This window comes from Variovorax sp. 160MFSha2.1, from assembly GCF_048305075.1.
GTDB classification, from domain to species: Bacteria; Pseudomonadota; Gammaproteobacteria; order Burkholderiales; family Burkholderiaceae_C; genus Variovorax; species Variovorax guangxiensis.
In genome coordinates this window covers 4,858,487-4,884,722 of record NZ_CP157624.1, presented here as the reverse complement: position 1 = coordinate 4,884,722, position 26,236 = coordinate 4,858,487, and the positions used below count along the sequence as shown (strand labels likewise).

Sequence of the window (26,236 nt, the reverse complement as noted above, 5' to 3'; positions counted from 1 at the left end):
GGTGGCTGGCCTTCCTTTCTCTCTTTCTGGATAGTGAATCGATCGGTGCTGCAAGCCTCCTGCATCCCGGCGCATCGGGCCTGAGGCGAAGCGCCGACATTGAAGTAGGCCAACGCCCCGGCCGCATCGCGGACTGCGGCGCCGTTTAAAATCCCGCCCCTCGCAATCGGGCGTCCCGGCCGGTTGCGGGGTTTTGCATCTCCGGGGCCATGTAGAGGAACACCATGTACAAAAACCTCGCGGGCCGCGCCGTTCTGGCGCTGGCGGCCGCCGGCTTTTTATCCCCCGCTTTTTCACAGCAGCAGGCCCAGGCGCCGCTGAAGATCGGTTTCGTCTACGTCACGCCCGTCACCGACGCCGGCTGGGTGCGCCAGCACGAGGAAGGCCGCAAGGCCGTCGAGGCCGCGCTGGGCGCCAGGGTCAAGACCACCTACGTCGAGAACGTGGCCGAGGGCGCCGATGCGGAGCGCGTGATCCGCGACCTCGCGCAGCAGGGCAACAAGCTCATCTTCACGCCGAGCTTCGGCTACATGGAGCCGACGATGAAGGTCGCTAAGGACTTCCCCGACGCGAAGTTCGAGTCGATCACCGGCTACAAGACCGCGCCCAACGTGGCGACGGCCAACGCGCGCTATTACGAAGGCCGCTATCTCGCGGGCATCGCTGCCGGACGCATGACGAAGACCAACATCGCGGGCTACGTCGCGGGCTTTCCGATCCCGGAAGTGCTGCAGGGCATCAACGCCTTCACGCTGGGCATGCGCTCGGTGAACCCCTCGGCGCAGGTGCGCGTGGTGTGGCTCAACGAATGGTTCGATCCGCCCAAGGAGCGTGACGCCGCCATGGCGCTGTTCAACCAGAACGCCGACGTCGTCGCCTTCCACACCGGCTCCACCGCCGTGATGGCGGCGGCGCAGGAGCGCGGCAAGCTGGCCATCGCCTACCACTCCGACATGCGCAGGATCGCGCCCGACGCGCAGGTCGTCGCGGTCACGCACCAGTGGGGCGGCTACTACACGCAGCGCGCGAAGGCGGTGCTCGACGGCAGCTGGAAAAGCGCCAACCTCTGGGGCGGCGTGAAGGAAGGGATGATCCGCGTGGGCGATTTCGGCACCAAGGTACCGAAGGCCGTGCAGGACGAGGTGCTGGCGCGGCAGAAGGACATCGCGGCGGGCAAGCTGCAGCCGTTCCGTGCTGTTTTGGCGGACGTGCGCGACAACGAGGGCCGCGTCGTGATCGCCAAGGGCGCGCAACTGAACGACGAGCAGATCCTGACGATGAACTGGCTGGCCGAGGGCGTGCAGGGGCGGATCGGGCGCTAGCCCGGCTGGCGCCCGTCGCGAGAAACGCGAGGCAGCAGAGCCTTGATGCGCTGGCGAAGCAGCGCGGGCGTGACGGTCGGAGTCATCTGCAGAACGGCCATGCAGCGGTCCATTCGACCCTGCCGCGAAAGCAGTGCCTCGGCGGCCTTGGCCAGGTCGGTCTCGATGCTGTCGCCATAGGCGCGGCTGGCCTTGGCCCTTGCCTGACGCAACAGCCTGGCGCCGGGGTTCATCATCGCGAGGTCGATGACGTCGCGGCTGAATACGCTGTCGTCGGCCCAGCGGTCCGAGTTTGCGAGCAGCTTGCTCGCTGCCATGTCGAGGGGCGTCAGCGTCGCGATGTCACCGATCCTGTCTTCCGCTCCCGGCGATTCGAGCTCGATACGTGCTTCGAGCACGATTTCGAATTTGATCTCGGTGTCGTCCACGCGAACCGACGACCGGATGCCGTACTGATCGGCGCGGAGCTCGGCCGATTGCTGTATCTGCAAGCCTCGATGCGCGAGAGCACCGAGGCCTTGGCTTCCCGTCAGCAACTGGCGCAGATGCCGATAGCCTCCGATGTCGGATACGAGAAAGTCGATGTCCACGGATTCCCGGTACTCGCCGTAGCGAAGCGCGATGGCCGTACCGCCTCCGAAAAGGCAGTGGCTTCGGGCGAGCAGATCCGCGTCGAGTGCGCCCAGCACGAATGCGACACGCTGATGGTGTGGCCGCTCAAACATGCAGCGGCTTTCTGCCGAGGCTGCGCGCCAGGTCTGCCAGCAGCTGTCGCTCCCTCGCATCCAGCGCGGCGATGTCGACATGGCGCCAGTTGCGCTCGTAGGTGCCCCATGCCTCCTTGGGTGTGAGTTCGGTGGCCGGGTCCAGTTGCCAGGCAAGCCGGCGCAGTTGAGGGTAGTCGGCAACTCGGATGCCGCCAGGGAGCGGCGCAAGGGTGGGGGGCTCGGTGGATGTCACCACGTCGACATCGAGACCCAGGGCGCCCAGCGCGTTCATGTAGGCGCCCATCGTGACGGAGGGCTCTCCGCGCTCGATCCTGTGCAAGGTCATGCGGGACAGGCCCGCCGCCTCTGCGGCGGTGGTTGCGCTGACTTTCAACGCCTTGCGGCGTGCATGGATGCGGCGGCCTAGCGTGGCAAGGCGACGGTCGGCCGTGGCGGTGGTGGGTGGGGAAGTGGATGGCATGTGTATCTCATATTAGGCAAATTCGATAATTTGTCCAGAATGAGATGCATCCGAAGCGTTTCGCTTCAGCCTAGCCGCTCCACCACGAAATCCACGAAGGTCCGCAGCTTCGCGCTGGGCCGCGCTTCCGGCAGCCGGATGATGTGAACCGGCCGCGTGGGCAGTTCCCAGTCGGGCAGCAGTTGCACCACCCGGCCTGACTCGAGGGCGGGAGCGAGCAGGGCGTCGGCCTGCACGATCACGCCCACGCCGGCGATGGCGGCGGCTAGCAGCGCCTGGCCGTTGTTGGTGGTGAGCGGCCCGCGCACCGGCACGTGCACTGTCCTGCCCTCGCGCGTGAAGCGCCAGGAATGGTTCGGCCCCCAGGCCGCGAAGCCCAGCAGCGGGAAGGCTTCGAGCTCGGACGGGTGCTTCGGCTGCCCGTGGCGCGCGACCCACGCGGGGCTGGCCACCGCGTACATACGCGCCAGCGCGAGCGGCCTTGCGATGAGCCGGTCGTCTACCTCCGTGCCCGAGCGGATGCCGCAGTCGAAGCCTTCCTCGGCGAGGTCGACCACGCGGTCGTTGAGGCTCAGCTCCACCTTCACCTGCGGATAGGCGGCGATGTACTCGCCGATGACCGGCGTGAGGCGGTGCGCGCCGTAGGCCACGGGCGCGGTGACGCGCAGCACGCCCTGCGGCATGGCGCGCATCGACTCGGCCACGCCGTCGGCCGTGTGCACGCTGGCCAGCACGTCGCGGCAGCGCTCCAGATACGCGGCGCCGATCTCGGTGAGCGAATGGCGGCGCGTGGTGCGCTCGAGCAGGCGGGCGCCCAGCTGCTCCTCGAGCGCGCGGATGTGCTTGCCGACCATCACGGCCGAGAGATCGAGCGCCTCGGCCGCGGCGGCGAAGCTGCCCGCGTCCACCGTTGCGACGAAGACTTCCATTGCGCGCAGCTTGTCCATATTGCGAACTCCTGATTCCGAATGAGCTAACTGCGAGGAAATTTATCAAATGAATGGTTCGCAAAACAATCACCGCTTGTTTGATTCACTTTGCGAGGTTTTCCATGAAGGTTCTTGTTGTGGGCGCGACGGGCGCGATTGGCAGTGCGGTGGCGCAGGCGCTGGCTGGGCGTGGCCACGAGGTGATACGCGCGGGGCGCACGCGCGGCGATCACCAGGTCGACATCACCAGCGACGCGAGCGTCGAGGCGCTGTATGCAGCGGTCGGCCGTGTCGATGCGATCGTCTCGACGGCGGGCGGGCTCTTCTTCGGGCCGCTGTTCGAGATGACGCCGGCGGACTTCAATGTAGGCCTGCAGGACAAGCTGCTGGGGCAGGTGCGGCTCGCGCTGCTCGGCCAGCATGTGCTGCGCGACGGCGGCTCGATCACGCTGACCACGGGCGTCGCGGCCGACGATCCGGTTCGCGGCGGAGGCAATGCGGCTGCCGTCAATGCCGGGGTCGAGGGCTTCGTGAAGGGCGCGGCGGTCGAACTGGCGCGCGGGCTGCGCATCAACGCGGTGAGCCCGACGCTGCTGACTGAATCGATGGAGGCGTATGGCGCGCTCTTTCCGGGCGTCGAAACCGTATCAGCCGCGCGCGTGGCGCTGGCCTATGTGCGCAGCGTCGAAGGTCCGCTGACGGGACGCGTCTTCCGCGTGTGGCAATGAAGAGCGTGCATCCACGGCTTGCAGGCGCGCTGCTGGCGCTCGCGGCGACGGCGGCCATCGCCGTCCCTCCCGTGGTGCAGGCGCTGCCCGAGGACTGGTATCCGGAGAGCGTGGCCATCGGGCCCGACGGCGCGTTCTATGTCGGCAGCTGGCGGCAGGGCGCTGTCGCCCGGCTGAAGCCGGGCTCGGCGCCGAAGGCCGAGGTGCTGGTCAAGCCCGGCACCAACGGGCTCGCGAACGGGCAGGGCGTGCTGGTCGACGCGAAGCGCCGCGCGCTGTGGGTCTGCTCCGGCAACATCGGCTTCACCACCGTGCCGTCGACGCCGAGCGCGCTCAAGCGCTATGACCTTGCCACCGGCGCGCCGCGCGCGAGCTACACCATGCCCGACGGCGGCTACTGCAACGACCTCGCGCAGGACGCGCGCGGCAATCTCTACGTGACCGACTCCTACCACCCGCGCGTGCTGAAGCTCGCACCGGGCGCTGCCTCGCTGGTTACGTGGAAGGAGGATCCCGCGCTGGCCGGCTCGGGCCCCTACAAGGGCCTGAACGGCATCGCCATCGACGGCGGGCGCGACGTCTACGTGAGCCTTGTGGCGGCGGCGCCTTACGTGCTGCGCATCGGTCTAGTCGCGGACGGCAAGGCCGGCGAGGTGACGCGCGTCGAGGCGCCGCGCGAGTTGAAGAATGTGGACGCGATCCGCGCGTGGAAGCCCGGGCGGCTCGTGCTGTTCGAGAGCAATGCCTTCGGCGAAGGCCCCTACGGCGGGCAGATCACTGTGGCGCGCGTCGAAGGCGCGAGGCTCGGCCTGCGGACGGTGGTTGCGGGGCTCAACGATCCCTCGTCCGGCGCGGTGTGGGGCGACCGCGTCTACTTCATCGAGTCGAAGTACTCGCTGCTCACCAGGCGCAAGGAGGGCGACGGACCGGTGCCGACCGGCGTGCCCTTCGACATCCAGTCGCGCGCGCTGCCCCGTTAGGCGCGGCGCCGCGGCGAGTGCGCTGCGCATATAGCACTCATATGCGCATGGAAATTGCGGCTGAGCGGGGGTGGATTACCCTCCGCACCCACGATGAAAAAAGCCTACCGCGCCTCCCTCCTGCGATTCGACGCCTCCGGCAAGCCCGTTTTCGACGCGGACGGCCTGCTGGTCGTCGCACCCGATGCCGCCGGCCGCCAGCGCGTGCTCGATGCCGGCAGCCATGCCGACGTCGCGGCCCGCCATCCCGGCGCACATACGACCCACCTGCCAGGGCGCATCCTCGCGCCGGGATTCGTGGACATGCACATCCACTATCCGCAGACCGACATCATCGGCTCGCCGGCGCCGGGCCTGCTGCCCTGGCTCGAGAACTACACCTTTCCCGCGGAGAGCAAGTTCGCCGACCCCGCGCATTCGAACGAAGTGGCGCAGTTCTTCCTCGACGAGCTGCTGCGCAATGGCGTGACCACCTCGCTGACCTTCGCGACGTCGCACGTCGCCTCGGTCGACGCGCTCTTCGAAGGCGCGCAGCGCCGCGGCATGCGCCTGATCACCGGCAAGGTGCTGCAGGACCGCCACTCGCCCGACGGCGTGCGCGACAAGACCGAGCAGAGCCTCGTCGACACCGAGGCGCTGATTCGCAAGTGGCACAAGGTCGATCGGCTGGGCTACGCCATCACGCCGCGCTTTGCGCCTGCGAGCACCGACGCCCAGATGCGCGGCGCGGGCGAGCTCGCCGCGAGATACGCCGACACCTGGATCCAGTCGCACGTGGCCGAGAACCGCGACGAGGTGAGCTGGGTGCGCGAGCTGTACCCCAAGGCGCGCTCGTACCTCGACGTGTATGCAGGCTTCGGCCTGATGCGCGAGCGGGCCGTGTACGCCCACTGCATCTACCTCGACGAGGCCGACCGCGCCCTGCTGCGCGAGACCAAGACGGCTGCGGCCGTGAGTCCGACCAGCAACCTGTTCCTGGGCAGCGGCTTCTTCGACTTCGGCGCGGCCGACCGCGTCGGCTACCCCTACGGCCTGGCCAGCGACGTGGGCGGCGGCACCAGCTTCAGCCCGTTCCACACCATGATGGCCGCCTACTACGTCGGCCGTGAGGGCCAGACCAAGGCCGGCCTGAGCATCGCGCCGTCGGAACTCTGGTGGCGCCACACCGGCGGCGCGGCGCGCGCGCTGGGGCTCGACGGCGTCATCGGCAACCTGCAGCCGGGCTGCGAGGCCGACTTCCTGGTGCTGAACCCGGCGGCCACGCCGCTGCTGGCACGCAAGACGAAGCAGGCGAACTCGCTGGAAGAAATGCTCTTCGCGATGATCGTGCTGGGCGACGACCGGCTGGTCGAACGCACGGTGATCTCTCAGGCTGGCTGAGCCTGCAGAGGGCGAATCCGCCCATGCCACAATCGCCGACCCAGCGGGCGCGGCGACACCTTTCCAGGAACCCCGCGGAACCGGCTTTGCCGGGCCGCTGGTGTTGCCCCTCGAGGGGTTGGCGTAGCGACACGAAGTGCGCGAAGACTGGGGTGTTTTTCAATGTCTATCAAGAGCGACAAATGGATCCGGCGCATGGCCGAGCAGCACGGCATGATCGAGCCTTTCGAGCCCGGCCAGGTGCGCGAGGCCTCCGGCCACAAGATCATCAGCTACGGCACCTCGAGCTACGGCTACGACATCCGGTGCGCGCCTGAATTCAAGGTCTTCACCAACATCCACAGCACGGTGGTCGACCCGAAGAACTTCGACGAGAAAAGCTTCGTCGACATGCACGGCGACTACTGCATCATCCCGCCCAACAGCTTCGCGCTGGCGCGCACCGTCGAGTACTTCCGCATACCGCGCAACGTGCTGACCATCTGCCTGGGCAAGAGCACCTACGCGCGCTGCGGCATCATCGTCAACGTGACCCCCTTCGAGCCCGAATGGGAAGGCTACGTGACGCTCGAATTCAGCAACACCACGCCGCTGCCCGCCAAGATCTACGCGGGCGAGGGCTGCGCGCAGGTGCTGTTCTTCGAGAGCGACGAGGTCTGCGAAACCAGCTACAAGGACCGCGGCGGCAAGTACCAGGGCCAGCGTGGCGTGACCCTGCCGAAGACCTGATCGGTTCGGCATAAGCGCTTACACGGGTGCGCCGCACCCGAAGTACCATCCTGCGGTCACCGGCCATCACTCCTGCAAAAGGCCGGCAAGGAGAGCGCGATGAGATGGGAAGGCAACGAACAATCGGACAACGTCGAGGACCGCCGCGGTGAAGGCGGCGGAGGCGGTGGCGGCTTCATCGGCGGCCGCGGCATCGGCATCGGGACCATCGCGGTCGCGCTGATCGCCGGCTGGGTCTTCGGCATCAACCCGCTCACGGTGCTGAGCCTTCTCAGCGGCGGCGGTGGCCCGGCCCAGGTGCAACAGCAGCAACAGGGGCCCGCGCCCAGGCCGCCGTCGAACGACCGCGAGGCCGCCTTCGTTTCGACCGTGCTCAAGAACACCGAAGTTGTCTGGACGGACATCTTCCGCAAGAACGGCGGCACCTACCATCCGCCGCGGCTCGTGCTGTTCCGCAACGCGACGCCCACGGCCTGCGGCACCGGGCAGTCGGCCATGGGACCGTTCTACTGCCCGGGCGACCAGAAGGTCTACATCGACCTGGGCTTCTACGACACGCTCAAGAACCAGCTCGGCGCGCCGGGCGAGTTCGCGCAGGCCTACGTCATCGCGCACGAGGTCGGCCATCACGTGCAGGACGAACTGGGCATCACCGCCAAGGTCGACGGCATGCGCAGCCGCCTGAGCCAGACGCAGAACAACGCGATGAGCGTGCGCGTCGAGCTGCAGGCCGACTGCTTCGCGGGCGTGTGGGCCCATCATTCGCAGGAGTCGAAGAAGTGGCTCGACCCGGGCGACATCGAGGCCGCCATGAATGCCGCGCAGAAGATCGGCGACGATGCGCTGCAGCGCTCCGCGGGCCGCGCGGTGGTGCCCGACAGCTTCACCCATGGCTCCAGCGCCCAGCGCCAGCGCTGGTTCGGCACGGGCTACCAGAGCGGCGACATCAAGGCCTGCGACACCTTCAACGCACGCAGCCTCTGAGCTGCGGTAGCTGCAAGCGCCCGTTGAAGCTGGCTCGAATGCTATAAAATAAATAGCAATTTGGCCGGCGCGGGCGTTGTCATGGCGCGGTCACTGCCGTTTTTTGCGGCAATGCGACAATAGCGGGCTCAATGACAAGCTCCTTCTCCAATCTACTGCTGGCTGAACCGCTGGCGCGCGCCGTGGCCGAAATGGGCTACGAGACCATGACTCCGATCCAGGCGCAGGCCATTCCGGTCGTGCTCTCGGGCCAGGACGTGATGGGCGCCGCCCAGACCGGGACCGGCAAGACGGCGGCTTTCTCCCTCCCGCTGCTGCAGCGCATGCTCAAGCACGAAAACGCCTCGACCTCGCCCGCGCGGCATCCGGTGCGGGCCCTGGTGCTGCTGCCCACGCGCGAGCTGGCCGACCAGGTTGCGCAGCAGATAAAGCTGTATGCCAAGTACACCAACCTGCGCAGCACGGTGGTGTTCGGCGGCATCGACATGAAGCCGCAGACGCTGGAACTGAAGAAGGGCGTCGAAGTGCTGGTGGCCACGCCGGGCCGGCTGCTCGATCACATCGAAGCCAAGAACGCGGTGCTCAACCAGGTCGAGTACGTGGTGCTCGACGAGGCCGACCGCATGCTCGACATCGGCTTCCTGCCCGACCTGCAGCGCATCCTGAGCTACCTGCCCAAGCAGCGCACCACGCTGCTGTTCTCCGCGACCTTCTCGCCCGAAATCAAGCGGCTGGCCGGCAGCTACCTGCAGAACCCGGTCACCATCGAAGTGGCACGGCCCAACGAAACGGCTTCCACCGTCGAGCAGCATTTCTACAGTGTGGCCGACGACGACAAGCGCCGCGCGCTCAGGCAGATCGTGCGCCAGCGCGGCATCACGCAGGCCTTCGTCTTCGTCAACAGCAAGCTTGGCTGCGCGCGGCTCGCGCGTTCGCTGGAGCGCGATGGCCTTCGCACCTCGGCCCTGCACGGCGACAAGAGCCAGGACGAGCGCCTGAAGTCGCTCGCGGCCTTCAAGGCCGGCGAGGTCGACCTGCTGGTGTGCACCGACGTCGCGGCCCGCGGCCTCGACATCAAGGACGTGCCCGCCGTCTTCAACTTCGACATTCCGTTCAACGCAGAAGACTACGTGCACCGCATCGGCCGCACCGGCCGCGCCGGCGCCTCGGGCCTGGCGGTGAGCTTCGCCAGCGGCGGCAACGATGCCCGCCTGGTGGCCGACATCGAGAAGCTGATCAAGAAGAAGATCGAACTCGAGCCCGTCGAATTCGAGGAAGACCGCCCGCGCGGCCGCATCAACGACGGACGCCGCCACTGGCGCGAGGAAGGCGAAGCGGGCGATGCACGCGACGTGCTCGACCAGCCGCGCGAACGCCGTGACGCCGACGCCCGTCGTGGCGGCGGCGGACGGCCGCATCGCGCACCCGCGGCGCCGCGCGACCCGTTCTTCGACAAGCCCTACGAGCCCGGCCAGCCCGACGCGACGCCGGCATGGGAAGCCGCCGCCAAGGCCTCGACGCCCGGACGCGGCATCTCCAGCAACATCAAGTCCAAGCGCAAGGTCCCAGCCCTGTTCAAGAGCGCCGAGCCGAGCTGATCGCCCGACAGGGCACTGGCACTCCCCTTTTTCTGATTCGAGAACACCGAGGAACCGGCCTTGCCGGGCCTCAGGTATCGCCCCCCGTTAGCGGGCGCAGCGACACGAAGTGCGCGCAGCCTGGGGGTGAGCCTGGTCACCTCCAGCCGCGATGCCAGCCGTATTGCGGGTGGTGCCAGCCCCAGCCATAGCGCGGGTGATATGCCCAAACGAAGCCGACGCCCGGCGATACATACGTAGGCGCCACGTAGGCCACGCCAGGAGGCGCCGCGTACACGGGGGCAGGGGCGGCCGGCGCGACCACGCAGCCGGTGAGCGTGGCCGCCAGCACGGCGGTGGCGGACACTGCAAGAAGAGATGGGAATCTCATGGCGAAGCTCCTGGAACGAGTTGTTGTCGGTGTGAACCTCCAACGTCGTCCAGTACCGCCGGATGACGGCCTTTACCCGGGCGACACACTGTGACCGGCGTGTCTCTTTCCTTTCAGAACGCTTTCGCGCTTGCCAGGTCTTCAGATCGCCTTGAAATGGTGCGTTCCATCGCGACCCAACTGCGCGACAAGGCCGTACTCCCAATCCAGGTAAGCCTGCATCGCCTCGGCTGGCGCATCGGTGCCTTCATAGGGGCGGCGATAACGGTCGGTGCGCGCGGTCGCGAGGCGGATTTCGCCGCTCTCCTGGCCGAGGCCCGCGGCGAACCATGCCGCATTGCCGCCGGCCAGTACCAGCACCTGCACATCGCGCTGGCCGCGAGCATCGAGCAGCGCGCGCAGGTCGGCCGCGGCATAGCGGGCGAGCAGGCTGCTGCCGCAGGTCAGCACGTAGCGCGACGAGGGCGGGATGGCCGTGTCGAGCGCCTGCGGCAACTGCGCGCGGATCGCATACCAGGCGCCCGGAATGTGGCGCTTCACGTAGTTGGCGCTGGTGGTCACGTCGATCACCGCGGTGCCCGGCTGCTTCAGCAGCGCAGCCAGCTCGGCCGGTGCGATCTCGCTCACCGCGACGGCAACCGGGGGGTATGCGCTCGCAGGAGTAGTCGTCTCGCTGAACTCGGCCGCTGCCGGCACCGTATCGAGCACATAGACCTCCCACCCCATCTGCGCCAGCCACGATGCGCTCATCGATGCGCGCACGCCGTCGTCGTCCGCCAGTACGATGCGCGCGCCGCGTACCGGCACCTGGTGATCGGTTTCCTGCACCAGCTGCCCGCCGGGCGCGCTGGCGAAGCCGGGCAGGTGGCCCGCCGCGTATTCCCCGGGCGTGCGCACGTCGAAGCGGTAGACGGTGCGTCCGGGCGCTTCCAGTGTGTGCAGCGCGTCCAGCGCGATGCGATGCACGCCCGCCTTGTCGGCCACGCGTCGCGCATCGGCCTGCGCATGCGCGCGATGGGCTTCGGACACGGCCGCCGGGGCCTGCCTGTCCGCGCCGTGGTCGAGCACCTGTCCGGCCAGCTTCCAGCCGATGGTGCCGTTGCGCAGCGCCGCCACGGGGTTCGGGATGCCCGCATTCACCAGCGACTGCGTGCCGATGATGCTGCGGGTGCGGCCCGCGCAGTTCACGATCACCCGCGTCGCCGGATCGGGCGCCAGTTCGCGCACGCGCAGCACCAGTTCCGCGCCCGGCACGCTCGTGGCCGAGGGAATGCTCATCGTCTGGTATTCATCGAAGCGGCGCGCGTCGAGCACCACCACGTCGGCCTTCGCGTCGATCAGCGCCTTCACCTCGGGCGCCGAGAGCGACGGCGTGTGCCGCTCGTGCTCGACCAGCTCGCCGAAGGACTTGCTCGGCACGTTCACGTCGCGGAACAGTTCGCCGCCGGCCTTGCGCCAGCCTTCGAGGCCGCCGTCGAGCAGGTGCACGTTGGTGTAGCCCAGGGCGGCAAGGGTGCGCGCGGCCTGCGGCGCGAGGTCGGTGCCGGCGTGTTCGCCGTACAGCACGATGAGCGTGTCGCGCCGCGGAATGCGCCGCCAGGCCTCGATCTCGATGCGCGACAGCGGCAGGTTGGCCGCCCACAGCGGGTGCTCCTGCGCGAACGGGTCTTCCTCGCGCACGTCGAGCAGCGCGGTCTCTTCGCGGGCGATGAGCCGCTCGCGCACGGCGGCGTAGGAAAGAACGGGAAAGCTGTTGGCGGTGGTCGTCGTCATGCGTCTGTCGAGGCTCTGAGTTCTGCGCTGCGGTCCCACAGGTTGGGCAGCAGCGTGTTGGAGTAACCGGAGACGAAGGGCTTGCGGCCGCCCTCCGCCGGGTAAGTATGCCGCCGCACGGCGCCGATGTTCGCGCCGTACACGTGGATGCTGATCGACACCCGGTCGGCGTGCGCGTTGTGCACGCGGTGCAGGTCGCCGACGGTGGGCGACACCGCCTCCACCTGGCCGGGGTCGAGCCGCACCGCCTCGCCATGCGGGCGCGCGTTCCCGCCGCTGTCCAGCGCATAGCCCTGGCTGTACTCCGAGCCGCGCAGCATGCCGATCAGCCCCCACACCGTGTGGTCGTGCACGGGCGTGGCCTGCCCCGGTCCCCACACGAAGCTCACGATCGAGAAGCGCTCGGTGCTGTCGGCGTGCAGCAGGAACTGCCGGTAGTACACGGGGTCGGGTTGTGCGAAGGCTTCCGGCAGCCAGTCGTCGCGCGACACCAGCGTGCGCAGCAGCTCGCCGCCTTCCGAAAGAATGCGCGGCTCGTCGGGCGCGCCATCGAGCAGCCTGCCGAAGGCGCCGACGAATTCGCGAAGTGGGGTCAGGGAGTTTGTCGTCATGCGGGGCGTTTCCAGACCCCAGTGTCGGTGATTGCGCGCACGTCCACCCGCACCGGCAGGATGCCGTCGCGTGCCGAGCGGTCGGCCACCGTCTGCAGCGCGGCGATGTCGGCCTCGCTCACCGGCCGTCCCGCCACCGAGGCCCGCGCGGTGATGATGCGCGACGACTCGATGGGCAGCCGCGTGAGCTGGCTGTAGGCCTGGGCATATGCCTCGGGATTGGCCAGCGCCCAGTCGCCCGCGCGCGCGAGCCGGTCGAGGAACTGCACGATGGCCGCGCGCTTGGCAGGGTCGGCCAGCGAAGACTCGGTGGCCGTGATGAAGCCCAGCGCGGTGTTGATGCCGCGCCCGTCGCGCAAGATGCGCCCGCCCTGCTGCACGGCGATGGTGTAGTAGGGGTCGAAGATGGCCCAGGCGTCGATCTGCCTCGACGCGAAGGCCGCGGCCGCGTCGGTGGGCAGCACGAACTTCACCGTCACCTCCTCGCGCTTCACGCCGGCTTCTTCGAGCGCGCCGTAGAGCTGGTACTGCGAGATGCTGCCGCGCGCGGAAGACACGATCACCGTCTTGCCGCGCAGGTCCGCGACGCTGCGCAGTGGCGAATCGGGCTGCACCACGATGCCCAGCGATTCGGCCTTGCCGACGCGCGTGGCGACGATCTTCAGCGGCGTCTTGCCCACGGCTGCGGCAAGCACGGGCAGGTCGCCGGCCATGGCGGTGTCCACCGCCGAGCTGCGCTGCGCCTCGAAGAGCGGCGCGGCGCCCTGGAAGTTGGCCCAGCGGTAGGCAAAGGGGACACCGTCGAGCGCGCGCGAGGCCTCGAACAGGGAACGCAGGCCACCGGCCTGGTCGCCGAGCACCAGCGCGGTCTGGGGCTGCGCAAAGGCGCGCAGCGAGCCGGCAGCGGTCAGCGACAGCGCGGCGCCTTGCTTGAGCCAGCCACGCCGTGATGACCTGGAGAAGAGTGCAGACGTCATGCCGCAGCCCCCGAAGACAACAGCGCGCGCTTGCCCGCCGCCACCAGAATCGCGTCGTTCTGCGGCGTGTGGATGCGGCTGCACAGCACGTCGCGGTAGTGCCGCTCCAGCGGGTTGCGCCGCGAGAGGCCGTGGTTGCCGCTCAGCTGCAGCGCGAGTTCGACCACGCGGATCGCGTTGCCCGTCACCGTGTACTTGAGCAGGCCGCTGTCGGCTGCCGGCTGCGCATGGCCGTCATCGACCGCTGCGGCTGCGTCGGCTAGCAGCACGCGGTTGGTGCGCAGCAGCGCCTCGATCTCGCCGACGTGCTCCTGCACGCGCGGCAGGCTGGCCAGCGGCGCGCCGAGGCTGCCAGGCGCGCGCCGGTTCAGGAAGTCGACCAGCCAGTCGCGCGCGGCTTGCGCCACCGCGTCGTAGAGGCTGCCGAGCAGCACGGTCATCCACGCCTGCTGCGTGGCGTGGGCGTCGATGTCGGTCTGGCTGCCCGCGTCGGGCGCCCAGTCGGCCGGCGCGCGCAGGTCCACCGCATGGTCGGCGTCGATCGCGACGTTCTCGAAGACGACTTCGTGGCTGCCCGAGGCGCGCAGGCCCAGGTGGTCCCAGCTCGCGATCACGCGCACGCCGGGCGCGTTGCGCGGCACCAGGAACACGCCGGTGCGCGGCTGCGCCTCGTCCGTGCGCGCCCACACGGCGAGCCAGCTCAGGCCTTCGATGCCGGTGGTATAGAGCTTGTGGCCGTCGATCTGCCAGCCGTCACCGTCGCGACGTGCGACCGTGCCGGGCAGGCCGCCGCGCGCGGGCGAGCCCAGCGCCGGCTCCACGCGCAGCGCGTTGATGAGTGCGCCGTTCTCCACCGCGTCGCGCACCACGCGCTCGCGCAGGTGCGCGGGCCAGCGGCTGTCCGGGCGCGTCAGCGCATGGTGCTGCAGGTAGGTCATCGTGAGGATCAGCGCCGTGGCCGGCTCGCCGCGCGCCACCGCCGAGATCACGCGCCGGGCCGTCGCCAGCGTGGCGCCGCCGCCGCCGTGCTCGGCGGGCGCGACCAGGCCGATCAGGCCGCGCGCCTGCAGCGCCGCGAAGTTCTCGCGAGGGAAGGCGCCGCTCAGGTCGTGGTCGGCGGCGGTGGCTGCGAACTGGGCCGTGAGTCGGGCCAGCACGGAAGCATCGACGGTGGCGGGGGAGGGGTGTTCGGGCGCGGCGCTGGCGCGGCGCAAGGGAAGTGCACTCATGGTTTCCGCACGGTAGCGGCCCGCCCGCCGCGCGAAAACGACGCATCCCGCATATGCAAACTCGTTTTTCTGCGTTCGTTTCCGCGAGGCGTCTGGTTACGGTCCGGCTGCATGAAATCAGACTTTCTTCCGGACCGTCGCCGGCTGCTGCAGACCGCCGCGGCGCTCGCCGCCACCGGCTCTGGCAGCTGGGCGCAAGCCGCTGCGCCATCACGCGATCTCTCTGGCGTCACGTTGCGCGTGGGCACCTACAAGGGCCTGTGGCGGCCGTTGCTCACTGCGTCGGGCCAGGCCGGCACGCCGTACAAGATCGACTGGCGCGAGCTCAACAACGGCGTGCTGCACATCGAGGCCATCAACGGCGACGCGCTCGACCTGGGCTCGGGCAGCGAGATTCCGCCGGTGTTCGCGGCGCGGCAGAAATCCAGCGTGAAGCTGGTGGCCGTGACGCACGAGGACCTGAACAACCAGGCCACGCTGGCGCGCAAGGACGCGCCGATCCGCAGCATCGCCGACTTCAAGGGCAAGCGCGTGGGCTACGTGCGCGCCACCACTTCGCACTACTACCTCGCCAAGCAGCTGGCCGAGGCGGGCCTCACGTTCAACGACATCCAAGCCGTGAGCCTCACGCCTTCGGACGGCCTCTCGGCTTTCGCGCGCGGCGACCTCGATGCCTGGGCCATCTACGGCTACAACGGCCAGCTCGCGCGCACCCAGTACGGGGCGCGGGTCATCAAGACCGGCGTGGGCTATCTCTCGGGCAACTTCCCGATCTACGCCAATCCGCGCGCGCTCGACGACCAGCTTCGCCGCGCCGCGCTGGCCGACCTGCTGCAGCGGCTGCAGCGTTCGTTCGCGTGGATCAACGGCAATTTCCTCGCCTACGCCCGCGCCCAGTCGGCCGAGACGCGCGTGCCCGTGGGCGACATCGTCGAGCTGTTCAACCGCCGCAGCGGCGACTACAGCCTGGGCCCGGTCAGCGACGCGGTGGTGCGCAGCCACCAGGACGTGGCCGACACCTTCCTGAAGATCGGCGTGCTCGACGGCCCGGCCGACGTGAAGCCCCTGTGGGACCGCAGCTTCGAGAGCGTGCTGCGCCTGCCCGCCGCCTGACAACCATCTCCCATGAACATTCAAACAAGGACAGCACCATGAGCCAGCAGCCACAGCAACAAGACGGCCTCGTCGAATTCATCGGCATGATCCAGGGCCAGAAAGTCTCGGAGATCCACCCGGCCAAGGGCCCCGCGCTCGACCGCGACTACGTGCGCGCCTTCGCGCAGGCCCACGAGGCGGCGGGCTTCGACCGCGTGCTCGTGCCTCACCACTCCACCAGCCCCGACGCCACGCTCACCGTGGCCTATGCGGCCTCGGTGACCGAGCGCATCCACTTCATGCTCGCGCACCGCCCCGGCTTCGTCGCGCCCACGCTGGCCGCACGGCAGTTCGCCTCGCTCGACCAGTTCAGCGGCGGCCGGCTCGGCGTGCACTACATCTCCGGCGGCTCCGACGAGGAGCAGCGCCGCGACGGCGACTGGCTCGACCACGACCAGCGCTACGCGCGCACCGACGAGTACCTCGAGGTGCTGCACAAGGTGTGGACGGCGGAGAAGCCCTTCGACCACGAAGGCGCGCACTACCGCTTCCAGAACGCCTTCTCCGAAGTGAGGCCGCTGCAGACGCGCAACGGCAGGCCGCACGTGCCGGTGTACTTCGGCGGCGCATCGGAGGCAGCGATTCCGGTGGCGGGCAAGTACGCCGACGTCTACGCGCTGTGGGGCGAATCGCTCGACCAGGCGCGCGAACTCACCGCGCGCGTGCGCGCCGAGGCGGCGAAGCATGGGCGCAGCGTGCGCTTCTCGGTGTCGTTCCGGCCGATCCTGGCCGATACCGAGGAGGCCGCATGGGCGCGCGCCGAGAACATCCTGGCCGAGACCAAAAGGTTGCGCGTGGTGCAGGGCTACAACCGCGGCGGCCCCCAGCAGAGCGAAGGCGCCAAGCGCCTGCTGGCCGCGGCGGAGAAGGGCTCACGGCTCGACAAGCGGCTGTGGACCGCGGTGGCGCAGGAAATCGGTGGGCGTTCCAACAGCACCGCGCTGGTCGGCACGCCCGAGCAGGTGGCCGATGCGCTGCTCGACTACTACGACCTGGGCGTGACCACCTTCCTGATCCGCGGCTTCGATCCACTGGAAGACGCGCTCGACTACGGCCGCGAGCTGATCCCGCGCACGCGCGAGCTGGTGGCGCAGCGCGCGCAGCAACAACGCAAGGCGGCCTGAGGAATCACCATGAGCGCAGTTCTTTCCATCGACCGCAGCGCGGCTTCGCAGCCCCTGAAGCTCAACCAGAACCCGCAGCAGAAATACTGGTTCGATCCCGTCCCGCCGCGCACCACCGTGCAGGCGGAGCGCCGCCACCGGCAGGAGCGCCTGGCGGGCGCCTTCCGCCTGTTCGCACGCTTCGGTTTCGCGCAGGGGCTTGCCGGCCACATCACGGCGCGCGACCCGGAGCTCACCGACCACTTCTGGGTGAACCCGCTGGGCATCCATTTCTCGCGCATCAAGGTCTCCGACCTGCTGCTCGTCAACTCGAAGGGCGAGACCGTGATCGGCGACAGGCCGCTCAACAAGGCGGCCTTTGCGATCCACGCGGCCATCCACGAGCACAACCCGAAGATCGTCGCCGCCGCCCACACGCACTCGACCTACGGCAAGGCCTGGTCGACGCTGGGCCGCAAGCTCGACACCATCACGCAGGACAGCTGCGTGTTCCACGACGACGTGGCGCTGTTCGACGACTTCACCGGGATGGTGGTCGACACCGGCGAGGGCGAGCGCATCGCCCAGGCGCTGGGCGACAGGAAGGGCGCGATCCTCAAGAACCACGGCATCCTCACGGCGGGGCCCACGGTGGAGGCCGCCGCGTGGTGGTACATCGCGCTGGACAACGCCTGCCACACGCAGCTGCTGGCCGAGGCCGCCGGCAAGCCGCAGCCTATCGACGAAGCCACCGCGCGCCACACGCACGGCCAGATCGGCGGGCCCGAAGGCGCCATCCATTCCTTCGACAGCCTCTACGAAGGCCTGGTCGAGGCCGAGCCCGAACTGCTGCTCTGACGCGAACATGATGACCCCCACTCTTTCCCGCCGCAGCGTGCTGCGCGCAGGCGGCGCCGCCGCCGTGGTCGCCTCGGGTGGCCTGATCGCCTCGCAGGCCTTCTCGCAGCAGTCCCGCAAGCTCACCTTCGCCTGGAACGCCTCGGCCTTCTGCCTTTCGCCCGTGGTGGTGGCGCAGGAGCGCGGCTACTTCGAGCGCAACGGGCTGCAGGTCGACCTCATCAACTACACGGGCTCCACCGACCAACTGCTGGAGTCGCTCGCCACCGCCAAGGCGGATGCGGCCGTGGGCATGATCCACCGCTGGCTCAAGCCGCTCGAATCGGGCTTCGACGTGAAGATCGTCGGCAGCTCGCATGGCGGCTGCGTGCGGCTGGTGGGCGCGAAGAGCGCGGGCGTCATCGACCTCGCGAGCCTGAAGGGCAAGACCATCGGCGTGTCGGACATCGCGAGCCCGGGCAAGAACTTCTTCTCGATCCTGCTCGCGAAGAACGGCATCGACGCCGACAAGGACGTGACCTGGCGCCAGTACCCGGCCGACCTGCTCGACATCGCGGTGAAGAAGGGCGAGATCCAGGCCATTGCCGACGGCGATCCCAACATCTACCTGATCGAGAAGCGCAACCAGGGCGCCTTCGTCGAGGTGGCGAGCAACCTTTCTGGCGAATACAAGGACAAGGTCTGCTGCATCGTCGGCGCGCGCGGCGAACTGGTGCGCAAGGACAAGGCGACGGTCGCCTCGCTGGTGCGCGCCATCGCGCAGGCCTCCGACTACGTGGCCGAGAACCCGAACGAGTCGGCCAGGCTCTTTTCGAAGTACTCGCCCAACGTGGCGGTGGAAGACCTGCGCGCGCTGCTGGGCACGCTCACGCACAAGCACCACCCGCTGGGGCGCAACCTGCGCGACGAGGTCGAGTTCTACGCGCGCGACTTCCGCGGCGTGGGCGTGCTCAAGAAGACCACCGACCCGGTGCGCTTCGCCGACCACGTTTCCTTCGATCCCCTGGCATGAACACGGACGGAAGCCGCATCAGCATGAACCACAGTTCCCGTCGTCAGTTCCTCGCTCAAGGCACGGCCGTCGCCGCTGCCGTCGCTTCTTCCATAGCCTTCCCCGGCGTGGTTTCAGCGCAGGGCCGCCCGGTGCTCAAAGCCGGCGACCAGAAGGGCGGGCTGCGAGCATTGCTCGAAGCCGCTGGCGGGCTCGAAGGGCTCAGCTACGACATCCAGTGGTCGGAGTTCCCGGCCGCCGCGCCGCTGGCCGAGGCGCTCAATGCCGCCGCCGTCGACTCGGGCCCCATCGGCGACGCGCCGCTGATCTTCGCGCTGGCGGCCGGCACGCGCGTGAAGGCCATCGGCGCGAACCGCTCCGACTCCTACGGCACGGCCGTGCTCGTGCGGCCCGACTCGCCGCTGAAGACCGCCGCAGACCTGAAGGGCAAGAGCGTCGCGACCAATCGCGGCTCCATCGGCCATTACGTCACGCTCAAGGCCATCACCTCGGCCGGCCTCAAGCCGGAGGACGTGAACCTGCGCTTCCTGGCGCCGGCGGATGCCAAGCTCGCGCTCACGCAGGGTTCGGTCGATGCCTGGGCCACGTGGGAGCCCTACACCGCGCTGGCCGAGGTGAGCAAGCACGCACGCGTGCTCGTGAGCGGGCGCGGGCTGCTGCCGGGGCTGAGCTACCTCGCGGCCACCGACAGCGCCATCGCCGCCAAGCGGCCGGTGCTGCAGGATTTTCTGCAGCGTGTGGTGAAGGCGCAACTCTGGTCGTACCGCAACGTCGATGCCTACTCGGCCGCGCTGGCGCGCATCATCGGCATCCCGCTCGAGGCGGCGAAGCTGCAGTTCGAGCGGCGGCAGCAGAAGTGGGTGGCCATCGACGCGCAGGTCATCGCCGACCAGCAGGGCACGGCCGATTTCTACCGGCAGGTCGGGCTCATCAGGCAGCCGCTGGATGTGAAGGGCACCTTCGACACCGGCTTCGGCGTGGCCGGCTGAAAGAAAAACGCACGACCGTAGCTGAGTCCAAGACTCGCGTAGTTGCGTGCGCGGGGCGCGGAGTTGCGCTGGCTAGAGTCGTCGCATGACTTCCTATGCCATTTCCCCCGCACCCGTCCATTCGCTGCCCATCCAGGGCGATCAGGTCCGCTTCCCTGTCAACCGCATCTTCTGCGTGGGCCGCAACTACTCCGAGCACGCCCGCGAGATGGGCCACAACCCCGACCGCGAGCCGCCGTTCTTCTTCATGAAGCCGGCCAGTGCCATCGTGGCCGACGGCGGCGAGTTCGCCTATCCGCCGCTGTCGAACGACGTGCACCACGAGATCGAACTCGTGGTCGCGCTGAAGACCGGCGGCGCGAACATCGCCGCCGCCGACGCGCTCGGTCACGTCTACGGCTACGCCGTCGGCCTCGACATGACCCGCCGCGACCTGCAGGGCGAGGCCAAGAAGATGGGCCGCCCCTGGGACACCGGCAAGGCCTTCGACGGCTCCGCGCCCTGCGGCGAGCTGGTGCCAGTGGCCAGGGCCGGCCATCCGGCCAACGGCGAGATCCGCCTCGACGTGAACGGCGCCCAGCGCCAGGTGGGCGACCTCGCCGACATGATCTGGAACGTGCCCGACACCATCGCCTACCTCTCGACGCTGTTCACGCTGCAGCCCGGCGACCTGATCTTCACGGGCACCCCGGCCGGCGTGGCGGCGGTGCAGCGCGGCGACCGCATGCGCGGCAGCGTGGCCGGCGTGGGCGTGCTCGAAGTCGCGGTCGTCTGAGCCCGAAGACAGGGCGCTCGCCAGATCCGGCGGGTGCGGCCGGATCGCCGGTGCGCCAGATGGCGTACCCTCACGGGCGAAAGACGAAGACGCCTGCCCCGATGCGCCCCTCCACACCCACGTCCGTCCGCACCTACGGCATGCACGAGCGTGCCGACCACCTGGACTTCGACATCCGCTTCCAGGGTGCGCGCAACGAACTCACGCTGCCGCACCGGCATGCGTACTTCCAGATCCAGGTCGGCATCGAGGGCAGCTCGCAGCAGTCCATCGGCGGCGAGGTGCGCCCCTTCGGACCGCGCCACCTGAGCTTCGTGCTGCCGTACCGGGTGCACGTGATCCCGCATCCGCCCGAGGCGCTGTACTGCATCGTCAATTTCGACCAGCGCTTCCTGTGGCCCGAGCTCGACGTCGACGCGCTCGACCTGGAAGACGTGCCGCTCGCGCGTCATCCCGACCTCGCGCCCTTCCTGTTCCAGGAGTACGTCGACTTCGCCTTCGACGAGGCCGACTTCGCGCGCATCCGCGGCTGGCTCGACGAACTGCATGCGCTGAACGCGAGCCGCAGCTTCGGCGCCAAGACCGCCATGCGCGGCATCCTGCAGCAGATCGTCGGCCTGGCCTGCATGCGGCAGGAGAACGCGCTGATGCGGCTTTCGCTGCAGCACGACGGCAAGACTTCGCAGCGCGACGCCCTGCAGCGCGTGGTGCGCTACGTGCGCGACAACCTCGACAAGCCGCTGTCGCTCACCGACGCCGCGGCGGCCGCATTCCTTTCGCCCAACTACCTGGCCAACCTGCTGCGCAAGGAAACCGACCGAACCTTCACCGACCTCGTGACCGAGCGCCGCATCGAACGCGCGAAGGAACTGCTCGCGTCCACCTCGCTGCTGGTGCGGGAGATCGCGCACCAGTGCGGCTTTGCCGACGAGGCGTACTTCAACCGGCGCTTCCGGCAGGTGGTGGGGAGCACGCCGCGCAATTTCAGGCGCGAGCACGTGGTGGGCAAGCTCGGCTAGACGCCGCCGGGTTCCGAGGCTCGCGCGAGCTGCGACAGCCGCGTGACCAGCGGCGCGAAGAGCTCGCTCGCCGTGTTTCCATAGCCCAGCACCAGCCCGTTGTCCGATGGCATCGGCCGCATCGCGAAGCCCGACAGCGGCGTGGGCGCGATGCGCTGGCGCAGCGCCTCGGCGGCGATCCTCCGGTCGTCGAAGCGCCCGGGCAAGCGCACGGTGAGATGCATGCCGCAGTGGCCGCCGTCGATCTCGTGCGGTACCTCGAAATGCTTTTCGAGCGCGAGCCGCAGTGCCTGCTGGCGATCGCGGTACAGCCTGCGCATGCGGCCCAGGTGCCTGCTGAACTGGCCGCTCTCGATGAAGTCGGCCATGGCGAGCTGCTCGTGGCGATGGCCGCCGCGCAGCATCTCCTCCAGCGGTGCCTGCACGGCGGACACCAGGCGCTCGGGCAGCACCAGGAAGCCGAGCCGCAGCGACGGGAACATGGTCTTGCTGAAGGAGCCGACGTAGAGCACCGGCGCGTCGTCCACCAGCCCCTGCATGGCCACGATGGGCTCGCCCGTGTGGCGGAACTCGCTGTCGTAGTCGTCCTCGACGATCCACGCGCCGTGCCGCCGGGCCTGCGCGATCAGTTCCAGCCGGCGCGCGATGCTCAGCACCGAGCCGGCCGGGTACTGGTGCGACGGCGTGGTGTAGACCAGCCGCGGCGGGTGCTTGCGCCAGTCGCGCTCGCTCACGCAGAGGCCCTCGGCATCGACGCGCATGGGCACGATGCGCATGTCGCCCGCATGCATGGCGGCTTTCGCGCCGCGGTAGCCCGGATCTTCGACCCAGCCGGTGTCCCCCGGGTTGGACAGCAGCCGCACGCACAGCGAGATGGCTTCCTGCGCGCCTTCGGCGATGACGACCTGCCGCGGCTCGCAGCGCACGCCGCGCGCCACCGACAGGTGCTGCGCAATGGCAGCGCGCAGCGCCGGCTCGCCCAGCGCGTCGCCGTAGCCCAGAGCCGCGCAGCCGCCGCCGCGGATCGCACGTTCCAGCGAGCGACGCCATGCGGCCAGCGGAAAGTGCGACAGCGCGGGCACCCCGGGACGCAGCGCCGCGCCCATGTCGGCACGTGAAGCGCTCGGCAGGATCCTTGCGAGGCGCTGCGCGGTGGCCGGCGTGCCGGCCTGCTTGCCAGCACGCTCACGCTTCGATGGCGCCGGCGACGAGAGCTCGGCCACGCGTGTGCCCTGCCTGTCGGGCCGCACATAGCCTTCGGCCGCCAGATGCTCGTAGGTGGCGGTGACCGTATTGCGCGAGATGCCGAGCGCCTCGGCCAGCGCACGCGAGCCCGGCAGGCGGCTGCCGGGGGCGAGGCTGCCGTCGAGGATGGCGTTCTTGAGGCGGTCGTGCAGCTGGCGCTGCATCGGGCCCGACCGGCGCTCCCTGGAGAGCGGGGATTCGAGCAAGGAAGAAGGCGGCAAGGGGGGAGGCGGCAAGGGGGAAGTGGAGCGTGGCACCATGAAATTGGCTCTGCATGGCACTTCTCGTGGCGCCACGTTGCGGCTACTTTAGCGCTCTTCGGCCCCGCCGTTCACCATCCACCGAAAGAGCTTCCACCCATGTCAGCCCGCCAGAACGAGTTCGGCCAGTCCATCGGCCCCGAGGTTCCCGAATGGACGCCCCGCGCCCTGCCGCCGCGCCGCGTCATCGAGGGCCGTTTCTGCAGGCTCGAGCCGCTCGACGTTGCGAAGCACGCCGACGATCTGTACGCCGCCTATGCGCAGGCGCCCGATGGTCGCGACTGGACCTACCTTGGCGTGGAGCGGCCCGCCGATCTGGCCGGCCTGCGGGCCTATGTCGAGCGCATCGCGAAGAGCAGCGATCCGCTGCACTTCGCCGTCGTCGACGTGCGAAGCGGCCGCGCGGTGGGTTCGCTGGCGCTGATGCGCATCGATCCGGCCAACGGGGCCATCGAGGTGGGCACCGTCAACTTCTCGCCACTGCTCAAGAACACGCCGATGTCCACCGAGGCGCAGTACCTGCTGATGAAGTTCGCCTTCGACGAGCTGGGGTACCGCCGCTACGAATGGAAGTGCGACAACTTCAACGAGCCCTCGAAGCGCGCGGCGCTGCGGCTGGGCTTCAGGTACGAGGGGCTGTTCCGCCAGGCGGTGATCTACAAGGGCCGCACACGCGATACGGCGTGGTTCTCGATCATCGACAGCGAGTGGCCGGCGCTGCGCACGGCCTTCGAGCGCTGGCTGGCGCCCGGCAACTTCGACGAGAAGGGCGGCCAGCGCATGTCGCTCGACAAGTTCCGGCTGCCTTCTTCCTGACTCCTCCGCCGCCGGCTACTTGCCCGGCTTCTGCGCCTGCTCGCACTCGACCTGGATCAGCTCGCGCTCGTCCAGCGTCGCGCCGATGCGTACCGCGCTGAGGCAGCCGCCCCAGACGCAGCCGGTGTCGGTGGACAGCAGGTCGGGCCGCGAGAGCCAGCCCAGCGTGGACCAGTGGCCGAATGCGACGGTGGCGTTGGCCGTCTTGCGCCCGGGCACGTCGAACCACGGCATGTAGCCCTCGGGCGCGGTGGCGGCGCTGTCTTTCGCCTCGAACTCCATCACGCCGTCCGCGGTGCAGAAGCGCATGCGCGTCAGCGCGTTGACGATGGCGCGCAGGCGGGCGCTTCCGGTGAGCGTGTCGCTCCATCGGGCCGGCTCGTTGCCGTACATCGACATCAGGAATTCGCCCAGCGCCGGGCCGCGCAGCACCGACTCGAGTTCGGAGGCCAGCACCAGCGTGTCGCCCACCGTCCATTGCGGCAGCACGCCCGCATGCACCATCAGCAGGTCGCCGGCGCCTATGCGCATGTGCAGCGCCATGTGCTGGTTGCGCAGCCAGTCGAGCAGCGCCTCGGCATCCGCGGCGGCGAGAAGCTCGCCCAGCGTGTCCTTGCGGCCGGCCTTGCGCGCGCCGTGCGCCACGCCCAGCAGGTGCAGGTCGTGGTTGCCCAGCAGGCTCAGTGCCGAGGCGCCGTAGCCCTGCACGTGGCGCAGCACCGAGAGCGAATCGGGGCCCCGGTTCACCAGGTCGCCCAGCAGCACGAGGGTGTCGCGGCTGGGGGAGAAGTCGATCTTCCGCAGCAGCCGCCGGAAGGGGGCGTCGCAGCCTTGCAGGTCGCCGATCAAGTAAAGTGCCATTCCCCCATTCTCTCCCTCAGTTCATGGATGTCTTCCTCCTGGCCTTGCTGACCACGCTGAACGCGTTGTTCGCAATGTCCGAAATGGCCCTTTCCACCAGCCGGCGCGCACGTCTCGCGGCATTGGCCGAAACGGGAGACGCCGGCGCGGTGGCCGCGCTGAAGCTGATGGAATCGCCCACGCAGTTCCTCTCGACGGTGCAGATCGGCATCACCTCCATCGGCATGCTCAGCGGCATCGTGGGCGAGGCCGCCTTCGCCGAGCCGCTCGGCGTGTGGATGGAAGGGCTGGGCATGGGCCGCGGCACGGCCAGCATCGCGTCGACCGCGCTGGTGGTCACCTGCATCACCTTCTTCACCATCATCTTCGGCGAGCTGGTGCCCAAGCGCATCGGCCAGCTCTATCCCGAGCCGGTGGCGCGCTGGGTGTCTCGCCCGATGCGCGGGCTGGCCAAGGGTGCGAAGCCCTTCGTGTGGCTGCTGGCGGGCGCTACCGCCGCCACGCTGAAGGTGCTGCGCATCGACGCCAACGCGGCGCGTTCGGTGACCGAGGAGGAAATCTCCGCCAGCCTCGAGGAGGGCGTGGACGCCGGCGTCATCGAGCAGCACGAGCACCAGATGGTGCGCAACGTGTTCCACCTCGACGACAGGCGCCTGTCGTCGCTGATGATCCCGCGCGCCGACATCGAATGGCTCGACGCCTCCTTCACCGTGCAGCAGGCGCTGCAGAAGGTGGCCGACGCGGGCGCGCTCAACCTGGTGCACTCCTGGTATCCGGTGTGCCGCAATTCGCTGGACGACGTGGTCGGTGTGATCAGCGTTGCGCACCTGCTGCGCCTGGGCCCCGCGCACACCGGCGTGCTGGGCCAGGAGGCGTCGCCCGCCGTGTTCGTGCCCGAGACCCTCACCGGCATGGAGCTGCTGGAGCAGTTCCGCGCCCGCGCCGGCCGGCTCGTGTTCGTGGTCGACGAATACGGCGTGGTGCAGGGCCTCATGACGCCGCGCGACCTGCTCGAAGCCATCACCGGCGAGTTGCAGCCCGGCATGCAGACCGACGCCTGGGCGCACCAGCGCGCCGACGGCCTCTGGGAGCTCGACGGCCTCATGCCCGTGTCGGAGTTGCGCGCGCGCCTGGGCATTCGCGAGTTGCCCGACGAGGAGCGTGGCCTCTACAACACCGTGGCCGGCCTGCTGATGGCCGTGTCGGGCCACCTGCCGGAGGTGGGCGAGCAGATCGACTGCGCCGGCTGGTGCTTCGAGATCGTCGCGCTCGAAGGCCGCCGCATCGACCGGGTGCTGGCCTCGCCGGACCCGACGGCCCCGCCCAGGGAAGAGTAGGGCGCGGG

The 26,236-nt window shown here is 69.0% G+C and carries 26 protein-coding genes; 16 read left to right on the top strand and 10 right to left on the bottom strand.

What is annotated here, in order from left to right:
* Nucleotides 1-224 precede the first annotated feature (224 nt).
* A complete protein-coding gene (locus ABL838_RS22235) occupies nucleotides 225-1,322 on the top strand; it encodes a BMP family ABC transporter substrate-binding protein (RefSeq protein WP_418121948.1) in 1,098 nt (365 codons plus the stop codon).
* Here the strand turns inward: ABL838_RS22235 and ABL838_RS22230 are convergent.
* The 3 genes from ABL838_RS22230 to ABL838_RS22220 form a co-directional block, all read right to left on the bottom strand.
* The gene (locus ABL838_RS22230; protein WP_184641549.1) at nucleotides 1,319-2,047 is read right to left on the bottom strand and encodes a nucleotidyl transferase AbiEii/AbiGii toxin family protein; all 729 of its coding nucleotides are present in this window, start codon (nucleotides 2,045-2,047) and stop codon (nucleotides 1,319-1,321) included. The genes ABL838_RS22235 and ABL838_RS22230 overlap by 4 nt on opposite strands.
* Nucleotides 2,040-2,510, bottom strand: a complete 471-nt coding sequence (locus tag ABL838_RS22225; protein ID WP_184641550.1) for a helix-turn-helix domain-containing protein — start codon at nucleotides 2,508-2,510, stop codon at nucleotides 2,040-2,042. Before ABL838_RS22225 ends, ABL838_RS22230 begins: the two co-directional genes overlap by 8 nt.
* Nucleotides 2,511-2,575: 65 nt before the next feature.
* Complete coding sequence (locus tag ABL838_RS22220) at nucleotides 2,576-3,457, bottom strand: LysR family transcriptional regulator (protein WP_184641551.1); 882 nt, start codon at nucleotides 3,455-3,457, stop codon at nucleotides 2,576-2,578.
* 104 nt (nucleotides 3,458-3,561) lie between these two features.
* Between ABL838_RS22220 and ABL838_RS22215 the strand changes: the two genes are divergently transcribed.
* The 6 genes from ABL838_RS22215 to ABL838_RS22190 all read left to right on the top strand — a co-directional run bounded on the left by ABL838_RS22215 (nucleotide 3,562) and on the right by ABL838_RS22190 (nucleotide 9,838).
* The gene (locus tag ABL838_RS22215) at nucleotides 3,562-4,167 is read left to right on the top strand and encodes a short chain dehydrogenase (RefSeq protein WP_418121946.1); all 606 of its coding nucleotides are present in this window, start codon (nucleotides 3,562-3,564) and stop codon (nucleotides 4,165-4,167) included.
* Nucleotides 4,164-5,147, top strand: coding sequence for a hypothetical protein (locus ABL838_RS22210; protein ID WP_418121945.1), 984 nt, complete (start codon nucleotides 4,164-4,166; stop codon nucleotides 5,145-5,147). The genes ABL838_RS22215 and ABL838_RS22210 overlap by 4 nt, the downstream gene beginning before the upstream one ends.
* Before the next feature lie 93 nt (nucleotides 5,148-5,240).
* Nucleotides 5,241-6,527, top strand: a complete 1,287-nt coding sequence (guaD, locus tag ABL838_RS22205; protein WP_418121944.1) for a guanine deaminase — start codon at nucleotides 5,241-5,243, stop codon at nucleotides 6,525-6,527.
* 162 nt (nucleotides 6,528-6,689) lie between these two features.
* Nucleotides 6,690-7,256 (top strand): dCTP deaminase, encoded by a 567-nt coding sequence (gene dcd, locus ABL838_RS22200; RefSeq protein WP_019655140.1) that lies wholly within the window; start codon nucleotides 6,690-6,692, stop codon nucleotides 7,254-7,256.
* A gap of 99 nt (nucleotides 7,257-7,355) precedes the next feature.
* Nucleotides 7,356-8,240 (top strand): neutral zinc metallopeptidase, encoded by an 885-nt coding sequence (locus tag ABL838_RS22195; protein WP_184641555.1) that lies wholly within the window; start codon nucleotides 7,356-7,358, stop codon nucleotides 8,238-8,240.
* Nucleotides 8,241-8,371: 131 nt separating this feature from the next.
* Complete coding sequence (locus tag ABL838_RS22190) at nucleotides 8,372-9,838, top strand: DEAD/DEAH box helicase (protein WP_126024345.1); 1,467 nt, start codon at nucleotides 8,372-8,374, stop codon at nucleotides 9,836-9,838.
* A gap of 136 nt (nucleotides 9,839-9,974) precedes the next feature.
* On the opposite strand, the gene ABL838_RS22185 is transcribed toward ABL838_RS22190, so the two are convergent.
* The 5 genes from ABL838_RS22185 to ABL838_RS22165 all read right to left on the bottom strand — a co-directional run bounded on the left by ABL838_RS22185 (nucleotide 9,975) and on the right by ABL838_RS22165 (nucleotide 14,798).
* Complete coding sequence (locus ABL838_RS22185) at nucleotides 9,975-10,208, bottom strand: hypothetical protein (protein ID WP_126024346.1); 234 nt, start codon at nucleotides 10,206-10,208, stop codon at nucleotides 9,975-9,977.
* A gap of 141 nt (nucleotides 10,209-10,349) precedes the next feature.
* On the bottom strand, nucleotides 10,350-11,981 hold the full coding sequence (locus tag ABL838_RS22180; RefSeq protein WP_418121943.1) for a rhodanese-related sulfurtransferase: 1,632 nt from the start codon (nucleotides 11,979-11,981) through the stop codon (nucleotides 10,350-10,352).
* Entirely contained in the window at nucleotides 11,978-12,592 is a 615-nt protein-coding gene (locus tag ABL838_RS22175) for a cysteine dioxygenase (protein ID WP_418121942.1), read from the bottom strand. The genes ABL838_RS22180 and ABL838_RS22175 overlap by 4 nt, the downstream gene beginning before the upstream one ends.
* Nucleotides 12,589-13,569 carry an ABC transporter substrate-binding protein gene (locus ABL838_RS22170; RefSeq protein WP_418121941.1) on the bottom strand — a complete coding sequence of 327 codons (981 nt, stop codon included), beginning with the start codon at nucleotides 13,567-13,569 and terminating at the stop codon, nucleotides 12,589-12,591. Before ABL838_RS22170 ends, ABL838_RS22175 begins: the two co-directional genes overlap by 4 nt.
* The gene (locus ABL838_RS22165; protein WP_418121940.1) at nucleotides 13,566-14,798 is read right to left on the bottom strand and encodes an acyl-CoA dehydrogenase family protein; all 1,233 of its coding nucleotides are present in this window, start codon (nucleotides 14,796-14,798) and stop codon (nucleotides 13,566-13,568) included. Before ABL838_RS22165 ends, ABL838_RS22170 begins: the two co-directional genes overlap by 4 nt.
* Nucleotides 14,799-14,909: 111 nt before the next feature.
* Here ABL838_RS22165 and ABL838_RS22160 point away from each other — a divergent pair, with 111 nt between their 5' ends.
* From ABL838_RS22160 to ABL838_RS22130, 7 genes are all read left to right on the top strand, one after another.
* Entirely contained in the window at nucleotides 14,910-15,911 is a 1,002-nt protein-coding gene (locus tag ABL838_RS22160; RefSeq protein ID WP_418121938.1) for an ABC transporter substrate-binding protein, read from the top strand.
* Nucleotides 15,912-15,949: 38 nt separating this feature from the next.
* Nucleotides 15,950-17,077: an LLM class flavin-dependent oxidoreductase gene (locus ABL838_RS22155; protein ID WP_418121937.1), complete on the top strand. Its 1,128-nt coding sequence runs from the start codon at nucleotides 15,950-15,952 to the stop codon at nucleotides 17,075-17,077.
* 9 nt (nucleotides 17,078-17,086) lie between these two features.
* Nucleotides 17,087-17,914 (top strand): class II aldolase/adducin family protein, encoded by an 828-nt coding sequence (locus ABL838_RS22150; protein WP_184641562.1) that lies wholly within the window; start codon nucleotides 17,087-17,089, stop codon nucleotides 17,912-17,914.
* A 10-nt stretch (nucleotides 17,915-17,924) separates the two neighbouring features.
* Complete coding sequence (locus ABL838_RS22145) at nucleotides 17,925-18,926, top strand: ABC transporter substrate-binding protein (protein ID WP_418125892.1); 1,002 nt, start codon at nucleotides 17,925-17,927, stop codon at nucleotides 18,924-18,926.
* A 23-nt stretch (nucleotides 18,927-18,949) separates the two neighbouring features.
* On the top strand, nucleotides 18,950-19,915 hold the full coding sequence (locus tag ABL838_RS22140) for an ABC transporter substrate-binding protein (RefSeq protein WP_418121935.1): 966 nt from the start codon (nucleotides 18,950-18,952) through the stop codon (nucleotides 19,913-19,915).
* A gap of 85 nt (nucleotides 19,916-20,000) precedes the next feature.
* Nucleotides 20,001-20,690 carry a fumarylacetoacetate hydrolase family protein gene (locus ABL838_RS22135; protein ID WP_418121934.1) on the top strand — a complete coding sequence of 230 codons (690 nt, stop codon included), beginning with the start codon at nucleotides 20,001-20,003 and terminating at the stop codon, nucleotides 20,688-20,690.
* Between the two features lie 101 nt (nucleotides 20,691-20,791).
* Nucleotides 20,792-21,709, top strand: a complete 918-nt coding sequence (locus ABL838_RS22130) for an AraC family transcriptional regulator (protein WP_418121933.1) — start codon at nucleotides 20,792-20,794, stop codon at nucleotides 21,707-21,709.
* Here ABL838_RS22130 and ABL838_RS22125 read toward each other — a convergent pair.
* Nucleotides 21,706-23,214, bottom strand: a complete 1,509-nt coding sequence (locus tag ABL838_RS22125; RefSeq protein ID WP_418121932.1) for a PLP-dependent aminotransferase family protein — start codon at nucleotides 23,212-23,214, stop codon at nucleotides 21,706-21,708. The genes ABL838_RS22130 and ABL838_RS22125 overlap by 4 nt on opposite strands.
* A 99-nt stretch (nucleotides 23,215-23,313) precedes the next feature.
* Here ABL838_RS22125 and ABL838_RS22120 point away from each other — a divergent pair, with 99 nt between their 5' ends.
* Nucleotides 23,314-24,030 (top strand): GNAT family N-acetyltransferase, encoded by a 717-nt coding sequence (locus ABL838_RS22120; RefSeq protein WP_418121931.1) that lies wholly within the window; start codon nucleotides 23,314-23,316, stop codon nucleotides 24,028-24,030.
* A gap of 15 nt (nucleotides 24,031-24,045) precedes the next feature.
* Here ABL838_RS22120 and ABL838_RS22115 read toward each other — a convergent pair whose 3' ends face one another.
* Nucleotides 24,046-24,891, bottom strand: a complete 846-nt coding sequence (locus ABL838_RS22115) for a symmetrical bis(5'-nucleosyl)-tetraphosphatase (protein ID WP_184641566.1) — start codon at nucleotides 24,889-24,891, stop codon at nucleotides 24,046-24,048.
* A 23-nt stretch (nucleotides 24,892-24,914) separates the two neighbouring features.
* On the opposite strand from ABL838_RS22115, the gene ABL838_RS22110 reads away from it, so the two are divergent.
* Nucleotides 24,915-26,228 (top strand): hemolysin family protein, encoded by a 1,314-nt coding sequence (locus ABL838_RS22110; protein ID WP_184641567.1) that lies wholly within the window; start codon nucleotides 24,915-24,917, stop codon nucleotides 26,226-26,228.
* The last annotated feature ends 8 nt before the right edge of the window (nucleotides 26,229-26,236 follow it).